This is a genomic window from Gemmatimonadota bacterium, assembly GCA_009838645.1.
In the GTDB taxonomy this organism is placed as follows: Bacteria; JAAXHH01; JAAXHH01; order JAAXHH01; family JAAXHH01; genus JAAXHH01.
The window spans coordinates 78,022-93,032 of the sequence record VXRC01000004.1 but is presented as its reverse complement, the minus strand read 5'-3'; the positions used below and the strand labels follow the sequence as shown (position 1 = coordinate 93,032).

The 15,011-nt window shown below is 64.1% G+C and carries 13 protein-coding genes and 2 tRNA genes; 13 read left to right on the top strand and 2 right to left on the bottom strand.

Translation table 11 applies throughout. The features are described 5' to 3' along the window. Positions 1–7: 7 nt before the first annotated feature. The 13 genes from F4Y38_01850 to hxlB all read left to right on the top strand — a co-directional run bounded on the left by F4Y38_01850 (position 8) and on the right by hxlB (position 11,339). Complete coding sequence (locus F4Y38_01850) at positions 8–490, top strand: GatB/YqeY domain-containing protein (GenBank protein ID MXY48020.1); 483 nt, start codon at positions 8–10, stop codon at positions 488–490. Positions 491–572: 82 nt separating this feature from the next. Next, positions 573–1,109, top strand: a complete 537-nt coding sequence (locus tag F4Y38_01845) for a CvpA family protein (protein ID MXY48019.1) — start codon at positions 573–575, stop codon at positions 1,107–1,109. 20 nt (positions 1,110–1,129) lie between these two features. Continuing rightward, positions 1,130–3,646, top strand: a complete 2,517-nt coding sequence (locus F4Y38_01840; GenBank protein MXY48018.1) for a hypothetical protein — start codon at positions 1,130–1,132, stop codon at positions 3,644–3,646. A 134-nt stretch (positions 3,647–3,780) separates the two neighbouring features. Further along, the gene (locus F4Y38_01835) at positions 3,781–4,362 is read left to right on the top strand and encodes a thioredoxin family protein (protein ID MXY48017.1); all 582 of its coding nucleotides are present in this window, start codon (positions 3,781–3,783) and stop codon (positions 4,360–4,362) included. A 51-nt stretch (positions 4,363–4,413) separates the two neighbouring features. Then, positions 4,414–6,207 carry a DNA primase gene (locus F4Y38_01830; protein ID MXY48016.1) on the top strand — a complete coding sequence of 598 codons (1,794 nt, stop codon included), beginning with the start codon at positions 4,414–4,416 and terminating at the stop codon, positions 6,205–6,207. A gap of 87 nt (positions 6,208–6,294) precedes the next feature. Beyond that, positions 6,295–6,368, top strand: a tRNA-Ile gene (locus F4Y38_01825). A gap of 6 nt (positions 6,369–6,374) precedes the next feature. Beyond that, positions 6,375–6,448, top strand: a tRNA-Val gene (locus tag F4Y38_01820). Positions 6,449–6,517: 69 nt separating this feature from the next. After that, the gene (locus F4Y38_01815; GenBank protein MXY48015.1) at positions 6,518–7,345 is read left to right on the top strand and encodes an HAD family phosphatase; all 828 of its coding nucleotides are present in this window, start codon (positions 6,518–6,520) and stop codon (positions 7,343–7,345) included. Positions 7,346–7,363: 18 nt separating this feature from the next. Then, positions 7,364–8,194 carry an HAD family phosphatase gene (locus F4Y38_01810; GenBank protein MXY48014.1) on the top strand — a complete coding sequence of 277 codons (831 nt, stop codon included), beginning with the start codon at positions 7,364–7,366 and terminating at the stop codon, positions 8,192–8,194. A 162-nt stretch (positions 8,195–8,356) separates the two neighbouring features. Next, positions 8,357–9,094 (top strand): hypothetical protein, encoded by a 738-nt coding sequence (locus F4Y38_01805; protein MXY48013.1) that lies wholly within the window; start codon positions 8,357–8,359, stop codon positions 9,092–9,094. 80 nt (positions 9,095–9,174) lie between these two features. Further along, entirely contained in the window at positions 9,175–9,951 is a 777-nt protein-coding gene (locus tag F4Y38_01800; GenBank protein ID MXY48012.1) for a LarC family nickel insertion protein, read from the top strand. Positions 9,952–10,003: 52 nt separating this feature from the next. Next, positions 10,004–10,756 (top strand): hypothetical protein, encoded by a 753-nt coding sequence (locus tag F4Y38_01795; protein MXY48011.1) that lies wholly within the window; start codon positions 10,004–10,006, stop codon positions 10,754–10,756. A gap of 25 nt (positions 10,757–10,781) precedes the next feature. After that, positions 10,782–11,339: a 6-phospho-3-hexuloisomerase gene (hxlB, locus tag F4Y38_01790; protein MXY48010.1), complete on the top strand. Its 558-nt coding sequence runs from the start codon at positions 10,782–10,784 to the stop codon at positions 11,337–11,339. A gap of 44 nt (positions 11,340–11,383) precedes the next feature. Here hxlB and F4Y38_01785 read toward each other — a convergent pair whose 3' ends face one another. Both F4Y38_01785 and F4Y38_01780 read right to left on the bottom strand, forming a co-directional pair. Further along, on the bottom strand, positions 11,384–13,003 hold the full coding sequence (locus F4Y38_01785) for a hypothetical protein (protein ID MXY48009.1): 1,620 nt from the start codon (positions 13,001–13,003) through the stop codon (positions 11,384–11,386). Between the two features lie 81 nt (positions 13,004–13,084). After that, positions 13,085–14,959, bottom strand: coding sequence for a BamA/TamA family outer membrane protein (locus F4Y38_01780; GenBank protein MXY48008.1), 1,875 nt, complete (start codon positions 14,957–14,959; stop codon positions 13,085–13,087). Positions 14,960–15,011: the final 52 nt, after the last annotated feature.

The following is a 15,011-nucleotide window of genomic DNA, read 5'->3' as shown; positions in this document are numbered from 1 at the left end:
GCGGGTCATGGCGCTTAAAGAGCGTTTGACGGATGACATGAAGTCGGCACTCAGGAACCGGGAGACCGTACGCCTCGGACTGGTCCGCATGATACGCGCGCAGATCAAGAACCGGGAGATCGCCAAGGGGAGCGAACTGGTGGACGAGGAAGCGGTCGAGGTGGTTACTTCCCTGATCAAGTCCCGGAGAGAAGCGCTGGAATTCGCCGTCAAGGGCGATCGACAGGACCTGGTCGCGCAGGCCGAAGAAGAACTGGAGATCCTTGCGTCCTATCTTCCGGAACAGCTGTCCGAGGAAGAGATCAGATCCGTGGTCCGGGAAGCCATCGAACAGACCGGCGCCGCGGGACCGGGAGACCTGGGCAGGGTCATGGGCGCGGTCATGCCCGGGGTAAAAGGCCGGGCGGACGGCAGGCTCGTCAACAACATTGTGCGGGAATGCCTGGCCGGCCTGGCCACGCAGGACATGCAGTCCATGCAGACCGGATGATTCCCTAAAAATCGCGGTCAGCGGCGGTCCTGATTTCGAAGCCTCTCCGAATCCCCGGGGAGGCTTTCCGTGTTTTGATGCCATGAACTGGATTGATATCGCCATCGTGATCCTCGTATTCTTCCAGGCGGCAACAGGCTTTCGCAAGGGTTTGGCACGGAGCCTGCTCGACCTGGCGGGTGTTGTCGCGGCGGTGGTCATTTCCCTGACCCAGTTCGGCCTGGTGTCCGATTTACTCAGCAGCTTGACCGGCATTTCCACCGGCTGGCTGCACTGGTTCAGCCTGTTCGCCTGCCTGGTCCTGTCACTCGCGTTGGTCAACGTCGTGACCGGCGTGGCAGGCCGGTCGCTACGGGGCGCTTCGAAGTCCCTGCTCGACCGCGCGGCCGGCTTGCTGCTCGGCGGCGCGCGCGGCTGCGTCATCGCGAGCCTGCTGTTGATCCTTTATGCATTCATGCCGTTCTCCGGTACGGCGAAGACCCTGCTCGAGCGGTCGTCCCTGGCGCCGGAGGCCATGTCCATCATACCGGCGATCATCGATACCGTCATGGGCGGCGTGGCGCCCGGTTCCCCGCCTGTCATGGAGAAACTGGAACGGTACCTGCTTACCAGGCGGTGACGATTCGAGAACGACTGAACATGAAATCCGGCATACCTTCCCACACGCTGAAAGTACTGGAATTCGACGCCGTCAGGACCATGTGTTCGGAGCGGACGGTCTCCGCGGCGGGTCACCGCCGGGCCATGTCCCTGGAACCGGCCAAAGACGTCGTCGTGATCCGGAACAACCTGCAGACCGTCACCGAGATGCGCGGGTTCCTGGACCAGACCGAAACGGTTCCCCTGCGGGGCACAAAGGACATCGTCACGGCCCTGGAACAGGCGGGCGTGGCCGGCGCAAGGCTAGAGCCCAAGGCCCTTCTCGACGTGGCCGACACCCTCCGGGTAAGCCGGCGCATGCGGGCATTCGGCCAGCGGTTGCGGAACCGTTCCACGGCCCCCCACGTCGCGTCGCTCACGGCCGGACTGGGAGACTTCCAGGAGATCGAAAACTCGATCGGGCAGGCCATCGACGGCGACGGCAACATACGCGACCACGCCAGTCCAGGGTTGCGGCGAATCCGCACGGACCAACAGACCATGCGTGAGCGCGCGCGAAACTGGCTGCAGCGGTTCATCCAGTCGGAAGCCGGTGCCAGGGCGCTGCAGGAGCCGGTCATCACCATGCGGGACGGGCGGTACGTGGTCCCGGTACGCATGGACCACCGAGGCCAGGTGCAGGGCGTGGTCCACGACCAGTCGGCCAGCGGCGCCACGGTATTCATAGAACCTATCGGCGTCGTCGAATTCAACAACCGGCTGCGGGAACTGATCGTGGCGGAAGGCCGCGAGATCGAGCGCATCCTGCTGTCCCTGACCGACCAGGTACACCAGCAGGTGGAAGCCATAACCGTTTCGTACGGCCTGCTGGGCCAACTCGACTTCTTTCACGCGGCTGCCGTGCTTTCCATCGACCTCCGGGCCGCGCCGCCCAGGCTGAATACCGAAGGACGCATCGTCCTGCGCAATGCCCGGCACCCCATCCTTCAGTTGTCCGACCAGTGCGAAACCGTCGTCCCGCTGAACCTGGAGGTCGGGGAGAGCGCGCAGACGCTCGTGATCACCGGTCCAAACATGGGCGGCAAGACGGTCGCGCTGAAGTCGATCGGCATCCTGACCATGATGGCCCAGGCCGGACTGCACATACCGGCGGACGACGACACCGAAATCTCCGTGTTCGACACTATCTTCGCGGACATCGGGGACGAGCAGTCGATCGAGGCGAACCTGAGTACCTTCTCGGCCCACCTTGTGCATATCCGGACCATACTGGACGAGGCCGGCGATGGCACCCTGGTGCTCCTCGACGAGCTGGGCGCCGGCACGGATCCGTCGGCGGGATCGGCCATGGGCATGGCCATCCTGGAATCGCTGACCCTGCGGGGGACCGTCACCGCGGCCACAACCCACTTCGATACGCTCAAGGCTTTCGCCACCCGGACCGATGGAGTAGAAAACGGTTCGATGATCTTCGACGTGGACACCCTGACGCCCTCCTACCAGTTCAGGCAAGGCATCCCCGGCGCCAGCTACGCGCTGGAAATCGGCAGCCGGCTCGGCATGCCCGGTGACGTGCTCGAGCGCGCTTCCCGGTTCATGGGCACCGCCGAAAAGCGCCTGGACGAAGTCATCATGGAAGTGGACCGGAAGCACGAACTGCTCGTCGCCGCGCAGGAGCAGGCGGACCGGCTGCGCGCCGAACTGGATGGACTGAAACGGAACTACGAGGACCAGATCGCTTCCTACCGGCAAAAGGAACGCGACACGCTCGCCGCCGGCCGGGAGAAGATGGACCGGCTGATGAAAGACGCCCAGGCGGCCATCGACCAGGCGGTGGCCGCGGTGCGCAGGGAACAGGCCGCGGCTGCGGCCGTCGAGGCATCGCGCAAGACCGTCGGAGACCAGCGCGCGCAGCTTCAGCACCTGCTCGATTCCATCGATTCAAGTACCTCTTGCGCTGATGGAGACGCCGGGGAGGCCGACGAGGACACGTTGGGCGCCGCGGACACGTTGGGCGCCGCGGACACGTTGGGCGCCGCGGACACGTTGGGCGCCGCCGCGGCACGCGCCGGGGATCTCGCTGCGGAACCCGCCGGGGAGGCCATCTCGGCGGGCGACGAGGTGTGGGTGGCGTCGCTGGGACAGGCGGGGAGCGTGATCCAGGACCAGGGAGACCGGCTGCGCATCCGGACCGGCAGGATGGAGATCACAGCCCGGCGGTCCGAGGTCCGTCTCCACAGACCCGACCCCGCGCCGTCAAAGGGAAAACCGGCAGGCCGCGTGGAAGTGCGGACGGACCGTCCCCGCGCTGCCCTGACGGAACTGGACGTGAGGGGCTTCCGCGCCAGGGAGGCCATCGACGCCGTGGACCGCTATATCGACCAGACCGCCCTTGATGACCTCAATGAAATCCGTATACTTCATGGTAAGGGTACTGGGGCCCTGAGCAGCGCGATCCAGGAGTTTCTGCAACAACATCCCCTGGTCAAGTCCTCCCATTTCGCCGAACAGCGCGACGGAGGGACCGGGGTGACCATCGTGGAGATGAAGGATTAAGCGCGTTCGCACGCTGACGCCGCGGTGGCCGGACGTGCACGCCGCGGTGTCGCCGCGGTGGCCGGTTCAGACTGCGGTGGCTGGACGATCCGTCTTCGATTTCAGTTAATGTTCTTGAGACAGGAGGGACGAACATGGCCTTTACGCTGCAACTGGGCGAATCCGCGCCGGGGTTCTCGCTTCCGGCGACGGACGGAAGGACCTACAGCCTGGACGATTTTTCGACCGCCGATACGCTGGTGGTGTTCTTCACCTGCAACCACTGTCCCTACGTCACCGGTTCCGACGAAGTGACGCGCGTTTCCGCGGAGAAATTCGCGTCCCGCGGAGTCCGGTTCGTCGGGATCAACTCCAACAGCGAGGTTACCCATCCCGACGACGACTTCGATCAAATGGTCGTACGGATGAACGTCCATCGCTTCCCGTGGGTCTACCTGCGCGACCTGTCCCAGGATACCGCGCGGGCGTACGGCGCCCTCCGGACCCCCCACTTCTACGTCTTCGACCGGGACCGCAGCCTGGTATACACCGGCCGCGGCGTCGACAGTCCCCGGGACGCGGACGGCATCACGGTGAACGACCTGGAGGCGGCCCTCGACGACGTGACGGCGGGACGTCCCGTGCGGACGGCGCTCACCAACCCCATCGGGTGCAACGTCAAGTGGGAGAACCAGGACGCGCACTGGATGCCGCCCGAGGCGTGCGACCTGGTGTGAGGACCCTGAACAAGCCCGCCCCAGGCCGGCGGCAAACGCGGGGAGAGCGCCTTGGCGCGGATACCGGAAGAGCTCGTAGATTCGATCCGTTCGCAGGCGGACATCGTGGACGTCGTGTCCGACTATGTCACGCTGCGCAGATCGGGTAAAAACTACCTGGGACTCTGTCCGTTTCACGACGAGAAGACGCCTTCCTTCAGCGTCAACCAGGAACGCCAGATGTTCCACTGTTTCGGATGCGGGAAGGGCGGCAGCGTGTTCTCCTTCCTCATGGAGCACGAGAACGTCACGTTCGTCGAAGCGGTCCACCATGTTGCCCGCCGCCTTCATATCACCATACCCGATACACAGGGGGAACGGGAGGCCGGAAGCGAGGCGGAAAGCCTGGCGCGGGTGACCCGGTTCGCCGCCCTGTTCTTCCACGACCGGCTGCTGAACAGCGATCGGGATTCCGTCGTCCGGCGGTACGCAGAACAGCGCGGGCTGTCCGAAGAGACGATAAAGTCCTTCGGACTCGGCTACGCGCCCGATTCCTGGAACGACCTGCTCAGCGCCGCCCGGGAAAAGGGCATCGGCGCGGACTGGCTCGTCAAGGCCGGACTGGCCAAGACGGGTGAGCAGCGTACCTACGATGCCTTCCGGAAACGGCTCATCTTTCCCATTCAGGCGCCGAGCGGCCGCGTGGTCGGATTCGGCGGGAGAGCGCTTACCGACGAGGACCAGCCCAAGTACCTCAATTCACCCGAATCCCCCATCTACCGGAAGAGCCAGGTGCTCTACGGGCTGTACCAGGCCCGGGATGCGTTGCGGCGGCAGGGGCAGGCGCTGGTCGTGGAAGGATACATGGACCTGCTCGGCCTGCATGAACAGGGGATTCAGGGGGTGGTCGCCCTGTGCGGAACGGCGTTGACGCGGGAACAGGCCCGGCTCCTGGCGCGGTACGGGCAGCAGGCGTACCTCGTCTACGATTCGGACCAGGCCGGGGTGAGAGCGACCTGGCGCGCCATCGAGCCCCTGGTGGAAAGCGGGCTCTGGACCCGTATCGTGCGGTTGCCGGAGGATTACGACCCCGACTCCTACGTGCGGGAACACGGGCCGGACGGGTTCATGAAACTCGTCGAGCAGGCCGATTCCCTGGCCGATTTCATGGGCTATCATGCCAATCTCCAGGCAGCGGGCGATCGGGACGAGGTATTCCGGACGCTGGCCGGCCTGATCCGAAAGACGGCGAACCTGGTCCACAGGGAAATGTACCGGGAAGAAGCCGAACGCCGGTTTCCGGCGCTGCAGGGCCTGCTGGCCTCTGAACTGCGGCGTCCGACCGGACCGGGCGGACCGGGCGGTTCGGGCACCGTGGGGCGTGATCGCCAGGCGTCCCCCGCCGCGCCGGCGCGGGACGGCGACGAGCGGGTGGAACGGGACCTGGTCCAGCTCATGCTCAGCGACCGGACCATCGCCGAACTCGTCGAAGGCCAGCTGGAGCCGCAGGACTTCAAGTATCCCCTGTACCGCCGGATCGTCGAACAGTGTCTCGCCGGACTGGGCGGCGAGCGTTCCTACGATCTTTCCAGCCTGATCGATACCATCGACGACGAAGAGGCCGTGCGGGTGATCACGGAACTGATCAACACGTCGGACTCCGGCGTTCACCTGGAGCAAAGAGCCCGGGACCATATCGTCCGGATCAAGCAGAAACGGCTCAAGGAAAGTATGGCCCGTCTGATGGAACAGATCAAGCAGATGGAAACGGGGGGGCGAAGCAGCGAATTGAACGACGCCATGGCCACTTACATGGAACTCAAGCAACAGGAAAAAGTCCTGCTGCGGTCGGCCCGCGGCGATTGAAATGCCGCCCCATCTTTTGCTTGACGATGACCCGCCGTTCGCCTATATTGGTCCCGCTTGTCGGCATGCTGACTGGGCGTCTACCATGGGCCTGTAGCTCAGTTGGTTAGAGCATCCGACTCATAATCGGACGGTCCCAGGTTCGAGTCCTGGCGGGCCCATTTGCCGGGCGCTTAGCTCAGCCGGTTAGAGTGCCACGCTCACATCGTGGAGGTCAGTGGTTCGAGTCCACTAGCGCCCATCGGGTGTAAAGGTTTACGTCGAAAAGCGGAGGCTTTCCAGAAGTCTCCGTTTTTTAATTGGGTCCGTCATGTATCGTCTCCTCGCCCTGGACATCGACGGCACGCTGCTCGACGGCAGGCGGGAAATGTCCGATGCCACGGTCGACGCCGTACGCTACGCGGCCGGCCGCGGCGTCCGCGCCACGGTGTGTACCGGGCGAAGCCTGCCCTCCGCCGAGGAGGCCGTGCGGCATCTGCCGTTGAACGCCCCCTACGTACTGAACAACGGCGCCATGATTTACGACGCCCCCGGTCGCCGTGCCAGGTATATGCGAAACCTGCCGAACCATCTTGCGATTGAAGCCGTCCGGGTCTTTCGCGGCATCGGGTTTCATCCCATCGTGTACGGCCCCCTGCCCGAAGTGCAGTACTTCTACTATGACTCCTTCGATCCGGACAACCACGCGTTTATAGATTATGCAAAGCAGAACGCCGACCGCGTTCACCGGGTGGAAGACGTATGCGCGTTTCTGCGCCAGGACATTGCCTGCATCACGGTCGCCGAGCGCAACGAACGGGTCAAGTCACGGGAAGCCCACATAAGGGCGCAGCTTCCGGATGCTGAGGTGGTCTTCGAAATCAGTCCGTGGGACCCTTGCTATCACGTCATCACGGTCATGCCCGCCGGCGTGTCCAAGGGCGACGGGTTGCGCAGACTGGCCCGGCTTCTCGGGATCGGTCTCTCCGAGGTCATGGCCGTGGGAGACAACCTGAACGACCTGGAAATGCTCGACGTCGCGGGCCTGGGCGTGGCCATGGGCAATGGACCGCCCGAAGTCCGCGCCCGGGCGGATCATGTCACGGCTTCGGTGGACGACGAGGGCGTCGCCCGAGCCATCGAGCGCTTCATACCCTGACCGGAAAGAGCCGCGGGCATGGCCTACGACCTGATCGCCATCGACATCGACGGCACGCTTTTGACGTCGCGCCGCGAGGTCTCCCCGGCAACGCGACAAGCGCTTCAAAGGGCCGTCTCGGCCGGGAAGCGCGTGGCGCTCTGTACCGGGAGAAGCCTGAACTCCGGCCGGACCGCGGCGGAGCAGGTGCCGCCCTCCACGACGCTGGTGTTCCACAGCGGCGCGCTCATACTCGAGCACCTGGACGGTCCGTTGCTCCGGGCGGTCAACCTGCCCGGGGGCCTGGCGGCCGACCTGATCGATTTCTGCAGGCGGCGCGGTCACGACCCCCTCGTCTATGAACCGGTCCCGGAAAGCCGGTATATCTGGTTTGAACACCCCCGTTCGGCGAACGGCTGGCGTGAACGCTACCTGGAGGCCAATGCGGACAAGGCCTTTCAGGTGGACGGCCTGGAACAGGTGTTGCACCGGGACCCGGCGCAGATCGCGGTGGCCGGAAGGGGATCGTCCATGCATGAACTGAAGGCGGAGCTGGCGGAATACGGCGACCGAATCGGTGTCATACTGTCGCGCAGCACCCTGGTGGGCGACTACTGGTGCATGGAAATCGTACCGGCCGGCGTGTCCAAGGCAAAGGCCCTCGCTTTCCTCGGCGAACGCTACGGAATCGGAGCGGATCGGATGATCGGTATCGGCGATAACTTCAATGACCTGGACATGATCGAATACGCCGGCCTCGGCGTGGCCATGGGAAACGCGCCCGACGCCGTGCGGCGCGCGGCGGACCTGGTCGCGCCGGACAATGACGCCGACGGTGTCGCCCACGTCATCGACACCTGTCTGCTGTAAGCGCTTCACCGGGTCCGGCCGGGCCGTGGAGAATCATTTGTTTTTTTAACGGATTTCCCTATCTTCCTGTATAACCCTGTTGACGCAGACGACGAGACAAGGCGAGAGATGGAGTCTGTACCGAAACAACGTGACCCGAACCGGGACAAGGAGATTTCCAAAATGACTCGAATGGCTACCGCAGCGCTTTCCGCGCTGTTGCTGCTGATCGGAACCGCAGTGCCCCTGCATGCCCAGCATGACGATCCGAACATGGAATGGGTGATGGACGGCCCCCTGTATGACCGTCTGGGAGGCGAAGAGATGATCATGGGCGTGATCGACGACTTCGTTGCCGCGGCCGTGGAAGAGGAACCGTTGAAGAACCAACTCGAAGGGGTCGACCAGGATGCGTGGAAGGAGACCCTGCTGGCCCAGTTCACTTTCGTCTCCGGCGGTGAGATCGAATACGAAGGCAGCAGTTTCAAGGAAAGCCTGGCGGAAATGGGCATCGAGGAAGCATCCATGGAGACCGTCGCCGATCAGCTGACGATCGCGCTGGAGCTGAACGAAGCCTGGCCGGAAGACGTGGATGAACTGTTGGTCGCCCTGGAATTGAAAGAAGCCGAATTGACCGAAGAGGAGATGGCCGAAGAGGGGATGACCGAAGAGGGGATGACCGAAGGGGAAACGGAAGCGGGAAGCGGCCAGGACAGTGAGGCCGGGAACGCCGGCGGGGAAGCGACCGCGGACAGCGAAGCAAAAGACGAGGGTGACGTAACCGTGGAAGCGGATAGCGACGCCGGGAACGCCGGCGGAGATGCCGAGGTCAGCGAAACCAGCGACACCGGGGACGCCGGCAGTGACGCCGCTGCCGGTGAAACCAATGACACGGCAGCGGACGGCGGTCCCCGCAATTAGCCGGACCCGCTTTTACCGTTATTTCTCATGACCGGACGATGCTCGGTGATCGTCCGGTCATTTATATATGGGGCGGATGAATGGCCATAGCGTACTTCGACTGCTTCTCCGGCATCAGCGGCGATATGATTATTGGCGCGCTGGTGGACGCCGGCCTGGATTTCGATACGTTGAACAGCGAACTGGAGAAACTCCCCCTGGACGGTTTCCGTCTCACCCGGAAGACAGTGACCCGGCAGCATATCGCGGGAACCAAGATCGACGTCCTCGTCCGGACCGCGGAGGGCCGTGAAATCATCGAAGGTCCCGGCGAATCCGGACCCTTCCACGACCACGGGGAAGCGAGGCACCTGGACGATTTGACCGCCATCATCGAAGGCAGCACGCTCGACGGGGCTGTCAGAAACCGGGCCATCGAGGTGTTCGATCACCTGGCAACGGCGGAAAGCAAGGTGCACGGCATCTCGAAACAGGAAGTACACCTGCACGAAGTCAGCGGGGTGGACGCGATTGTCGACGTCGTGGGCGCCTGCATAGGCCTGGCCCTGCTCGACATAGACCAGGTGTACGCGTCGGCGCTTCCGGTGGGACGGGGCTTCATCCACTGCGCGCACGGCCGCATGCCCGTCCCCGCACCCGGCGCGCTTGAACTGATGCGCGACATGCCGGTTTACCACACCGGGATCGAAGGTGAACTGGTCACCCCGACCGGCGCCGCCTTTCTGAAGGCCACGGCCGACGGGCACGGGGTCCTGCCAAGGATGATATTGAGAACGATCGGCTATGGCGCCGGTACGAAGGATCTCCCGGAACACCCGAACCTGCTCCGGGTATGTATCGGCGACGGTGTGGACTGACCGGGTCGTAGCGGACCCGTTGCCCACCGCTGCTTAAGTGGACACGGCCATCATGCTGCTCCAACTCGCCCTGGACACGCCGCACGCGGATACGGTTCGCCGCCTGTTGGACGAGACCGCCGGCGACGTGGACATCATCGAGCTCGGAACGCCCCTGCTGATCCGTTACGGGGTCGACATCATCGCCGGGATCAGTCGGGACTATCCCGACAAGAAAATCCTGGCGGACCTCAAGATCGCGGATGCCGGCGCCGTGGAAGCGGGCCTTGCCTTCGATGCGGGGGCGGACATCGTAACCGTGCTCGGTACGGCCCACCCGGCCACGCTTCGGGAAGCGGGCGAACGGGCGAAGCGGTCCGGCGGCCGGGTCATGGCCGACCTGATCACCGCCCGCGACGTGGACGAGGCGGTCTCCCTGGCCCGCAGGCTGGATCGGTCCGGGCTGGATTTCATCTGTATGCACACGGCTTTCGACGCCCGGGGGCAGGGCGGACCAGGCGGACCGAGCAGGCCGGGCGGACCAAGCGGACCGGGCGGACCGGGAGAACCGGGCGGACCGGGCGGACCGGGCGGACCGGGCGATTCAGCGCGGACCCTGGAAGGCATCGGCCAGGTCGGCGCAGTGGTCGAACGGGCGGGGCTGGCCGTCGCGGGCGGTCTGGATCCCACCTTGATCGAGCGGCTGATACCGCACGGCCCGGACATCGTGGTCGTCGGCGGTTACATCACCGGAAACACCGATCCCGGCCGCGCGGTCCGTGCGGTCCGGCAGGTCATGGAGAAAGTGCATCGAGCCGATGGATAACGAGAGGACCTCTCCCCCATTCGATATGATCGCCCGGTCCATCCTGGACGAACTCCGGCGGACGCTGAATCGGATCTCATGCGATGAGGTCGAAGCGCTGGTACGGGAAGTCACTGGGGTCCAGCGGATTTTCGTTGCCGGCGCGGGGCGTTCCGGGCTGGTCATGGGCAGTTTCGCCATGCGGCTGGCGCAACTCGGCCGGCCGGTCCACGTGGTGGGTGATACGACCTCGCCGCCCATCCAGCAGGGCGATCTGTTGCTGATCGGATCTGGATCCGGGGTGACGGACCGCCTGGTCCACTATGCGGAGAAAGCCGCCGAGGCCGGCGCGCGCGTTGCGGCGGCCACCGCCGACCCGGATTCTCCGGCCGCCCGGCTGGCGGACGTTGTCGTCGTCATACCCGCGCCCACGCCGAAATTATCGAAAGCAACCGGCAGTAAGGAACATCGGTCGCACCAGCCGATGGGCACGCTCTTCGAACAGAGCCTCGGGGTGATGCTCGATGCCTGCGTCTTGCTGCTCATGGCGCGGCTCGACGAAACCGGGCGGAGCATGTTCGCACGCCACGCCAATCTGGAGTAGGGGCGGTAGTTCCCGTGCGTGCCTGCGGACCCCGGGCGCGGAGGCTATGCCCGTGACAGGCGCCTGAGCACTTCCCGGTCCAGGACGGCCTTCAGGAATCCTCGCCAGTGGCCGTCGCGGTCTCTGTCCGCCGACCGGTACGGCTCGGTGCCCATGTACAGGGCGCCGCCGTCCCTGTGCGGCTTGAGGATCACCGCGGGCGAACCGTCGCCCCACCGTCCGATGACGCGCACGTCGTCGTCGATTTCCGCCGGCCGGACCCGCCATTGGTGCGCGTCGAGCGCGGTGCCCTCGGGCAGGTCGGGCCAGCCGGCGGTCAGCAGAATCCGGTCCGGATCGTTGAGGACGGACTCCGCCCGTATGCCGAACAAGCGTGCCCGCGCGTCGCCGTGACGCATCCCCTCGTCCAGGCTGAAGTCGTCGGCCGAACCCACGATCCATCCGCCTGCCCGCATGTAGCGGATCAACCGTTCGACGACTGCTTCTTTGACCGTTGGACAGGGCGTGCAGCAGAGCAATTCACACCCGGAAAGTCTGTCTCCGTCCGATACCTGGTGATCGGACGCGTACCCCACCTCCCGCCCCGTGCTCTCTTCGAGGATGCCATGAGGTGTCCATACGTCCAGCGCGGGCACGCGGCTCGCGAAGGAATCATACGAAAGCAGGCATCGGTACTCCGTGGACGGCGCATTCGCGCGTTCCATCTCCGTCACCGATCGACTCAGGTCGCAAATCGCCGCCCACTGCTCCGGGTTCGATTCCGACAGGGGCCTGCCTCGCACAGCCCGGCCATCCCACCAGGCGGTATCGTCCCAGTTATGCCAGCCTACGGCCGATACCTCCGGCGCACTGGCCGCGCCCGTCCATTCCCGCAGCTCCCGCAACGTGGCCTGGTGCCTGCCCCGCATCATCTGCGAACCGACGACCATCCAGACGTCCCCTTCCGCCAAAGACCCGGCCGCGCGCACCGCCCAGCGGATCAGTCGGGCCGTATCCGCCGCGGACTGAACCGGTGGGGATCCCGGATCGATGATGACGAAGTCCAGCGCGCGGGCGGTATGCTGAAAGTGGACCAGCGTTTCAGAGGGCAGGAGTGCGTCGAGATGGAAACCCACTGTCGTCTTCAGGTTCGATCTCGCCTTCTTCACGGCCTGGGCCACCTCTGCCGTAAACAGCGCATACTGTTCCATCTGCCAGATCCTGCGCCCATGCCGGTATCCGTCTTCGGTCATTTCCATCGTCAACAGGCGGCCTTCGACGGACTCCATCACCTGTTGCCAGCGGTCCTCGGGGTACTCGCTGCCTCCCGTAGGCGCGTCCTCCAGCTGCAGCGCGTACAATCCCTTGCAGGACCCGAATACTTCCGATACGCGCCGCACATAGTCGAGCCGCCACGTCCGTGTGTCAGGCAACAGGTACAGCGCCTTTGGGTTGCCGATGTGCAGGATGGACCGGATACCCGCGTCCGCCGCGGCGCCGATCATTTCTTTCACCCGGTCCGTCTGGGCTTCCGAGGCCAACTGGTTTCTGAGATCGAATCCGTCTCGGAAGACGACGAATTGAAATCCACCGGCTTTGAGCTTGGCGAAGTCGTCGCGCCATCGGTCCGCGCGGTCAAACTCGTTATAGTACGTGAAGGTCTGCACTTTTGACCTGGAGAACATTTCTCACAACCCTTCATGAATCCGCGAAGGAATTCGCGATGTTGTATGGAGACATAGAGGAGAGGCGCCGCAGGGTCAAAATCAGAACGCCTGTCCGAGACCGAAGTAGAAGAAAGTCCGGTCGTATTTCCTCGAATTGGGAGGGTCGATCTTGCTTTGATTGTGAAAACCCACGTCACCCCGTATCAGCCCGATCGGCGAGTTAACCCGGATTCCGGCTCCGTAGCCCAGGAGGAGGTCTCCGAAACTGAAAGACTCCACCGTCTTTCCTACCCCGCCCCAGTCCGCGAACACGGCCAGGGTAAACCAGGAAAGCGGAACCCGAACCTCGTTCTGCGAACTGATGGCAATCAGCCCGCCATCGGGCTGGCCGATCTGGTTTATTCTGAAACCACGGACCGACCGGTCGCCCCCGATAAACAGTTTCCGGTCGAGGGGCACGCGGTTCTCACCCAGCGCCTGCACGTAGCTGAACGCCAGGGAAGTGGAAAAATCGGGCGCGTTGGGTATGGACAGGTAGGTGCGCACGATGGCCATCAACGTCAGTATCGAGTTCCGGTTCTGCGTCGAACTGCCGAGCAGCGGACTGGCCAGGCCGGTCTGGAACTGGCCGTAGAATCCCGTCGTCGGGTTCAGGATATCGTCCCGCGTGTCGTACGTCACGACCCCGGTCAGACTGCCCTCGCGCCTGGACCGGAGGCTGTCCGGTTCCGAACCGCTTCGCAGCAATTCGGCCAGTTCCTCGCTGAGCGAAGACACCTCGATGTTCTTCAGCGTATAGATCAACTGACTCTGGTACGTGCGGGAGAGTTCGCGGTTTGCCGCCACGGACATGCCGACCTCTCGCTCCGTATGGCTGGTACGGTCCTCGCGGCGGAAAAACGCCCGCAGGATGCCCGACGTCCGGGTCCGGAACAGCCACGGCTGCGTGATCCCGGTGTCCAACTGCTGGAAGAGCGAGCTGACCTGACCGTTGGAACCGATGGTAATCCCCTGCCCCAGCAGGTTTCGATAGGCGACGCTGAAACTGCCCCTGAAGTGCTCGGCCGAGGCGAACCCGGCGCCGAAGCTCACTTCTCCCCCGGGCAACTCGGTAACCTCCACCTCCAGGTCCCGCACGTTGGCGGAGGTGTCGCTCCGTACGGGTGACAGGCGCACGCTTCTGAACAACCCCGTCTGGAATAGCCGGGTCTGGCTCAAGGCGATCTTCGCGTTGTCGTACAGCTCTCCCGGCTCGATCTCCAGTTCGCGGATCACCACGTTCGGCCGTGTCTTCTGCAGTCCCAGGACCCGAATGTCGCCCACCCTGATCGGATGGCCCTCGGCAACCAGGAAGTTAACAGTTACCGTCTGGTCTTCCGGATGCTGCAAGACCTGGTAGTCGACCGTCATGTCGAGCAATGCCCTGCGGTCGGCGAGACCCTGGATATTGCGCCGGTCGTTCGCGGTGAGCAGACGGTAGAATACCTGGCCTTCCTGCGTCGACAGGCGCTGCCTGACCTCGTCCTCGGCCAGATATCCGAAGCCGGTCAGATTGACCGCGCGCACGGTGTATCGCGGGCCCTCGTCGATCACGATCCTGAGCCCGATCCGGTCCCCGTCGATCCGCTCACGTATGGCCCGGACCCGGGCTTCCAGGAACCCGCTGTTGACGTAGAAACTCTCGACCGCGTTCCGGTCGGTCCGCCAGACGGCGTCGTTCAACCGGCCGCTGCGCAGGATCCCGTCCGTCCTGGTCTCGATCAGGTCGAGAATACGATCATCGGCGATGGACGTATTGCCTTCGATTACGATGCGCTCGACGATGGGGGACTGTTGGGGATAGGCCGGTGCAGCGCCGAAACCCTGCAGGAACAGGAAGGTCCAGACCGCAACGAGATACCGCATCCGGTATGGCGTGATCCCGCACCGGGCGGAAGCGGATGACTTCGAGGAAAACCGCATACCCTCTACCATTTGGATCGCCCGACCGTTGGAGCCCTGTCGTTCCTTCAAGCAAGGGTACAGG

Excerpts from the sequence above, each read along its gene's own strand:
- F4Y38_01850 (MXY48020.1), top strand. The coding sequence starts at position 8 with ATGGCGCTTAAAGAGCGTTTGACGGATGACATGAAGTCGGCACTCAGG.
- F4Y38_01845 (MXY48019.1), top strand. The coding sequence starts at position 573 with ATGAACTGGATTGATATCGCCATCGTGATCCTCGTATTCTTCCAGGCG.
- F4Y38_01840 (MXY48018.1), top strand. The coding sequence starts at position 1,130 with ATGAAATCCGGCATACCTTCCCACACGCTGAAAGTACTGGAATTCGAC.
- F4Y38_01835 (MXY48017.1), top strand. The coding sequence starts at position 3,781 with ATGGCCTTTACGCTGCAACTGGGCGAATCCGCGCCGGGGTTCTCGCTT.
- F4Y38_01815 (MXY48015.1), top strand. The coding sequence starts at position 6,518 with ATGTATCGTCTCCTCGCCCTGGACATCGACGGCACGCTGCTCGACGGC.
- F4Y38_01810 (MXY48014.1), top strand. The coding sequence starts at position 7,364 with ATGGCCTACGACCTGATCGCCATCGACATCGACGGCACGCTTTTGACG.
- F4Y38_01805 (MXY48013.1), top strand. The coding sequence starts at position 8,357 with ATGACTCGAATGGCTACCGCAGCGCTTTCCGCGCTGTTGCTGCTGATC.
- F4Y38_01800 (MXY48012.1), top strand. The coding sequence starts at position 9,175 with ATGGCCATAGCGTACTTCGACTGCTTCTCCGGCATCAGCGGCGATATG.
- F4Y38_01795 (MXY48011.1), top strand. The coding sequence starts at position 10,004 with ATGCTGCTCCAACTCGCCCTGGACACGCCGCACGCGGATACGGTTCGC.
- hxlB (MXY48010.1), top strand. The coding sequence starts at position 10,782 with ATGATCGCCCGGTCCATCCTGGACGAACTCCGGCGGACGCTGAATCGG.
- F4Y38_01785 (MXY48009.1), bottom strand. The coding sequence starts at position 13,003 with ATGTTCTCCAGGTCAAAAGTGCAGACCTTCACGTACTATAACGAGTTT.
- F4Y38_01780 (MXY48008.1), bottom strand. The coding sequence starts at position 14,959 with ATGGTAGAGGGTATGCGGTTTTCCTCGAAGTCATCCGCTTCCGCCCGG.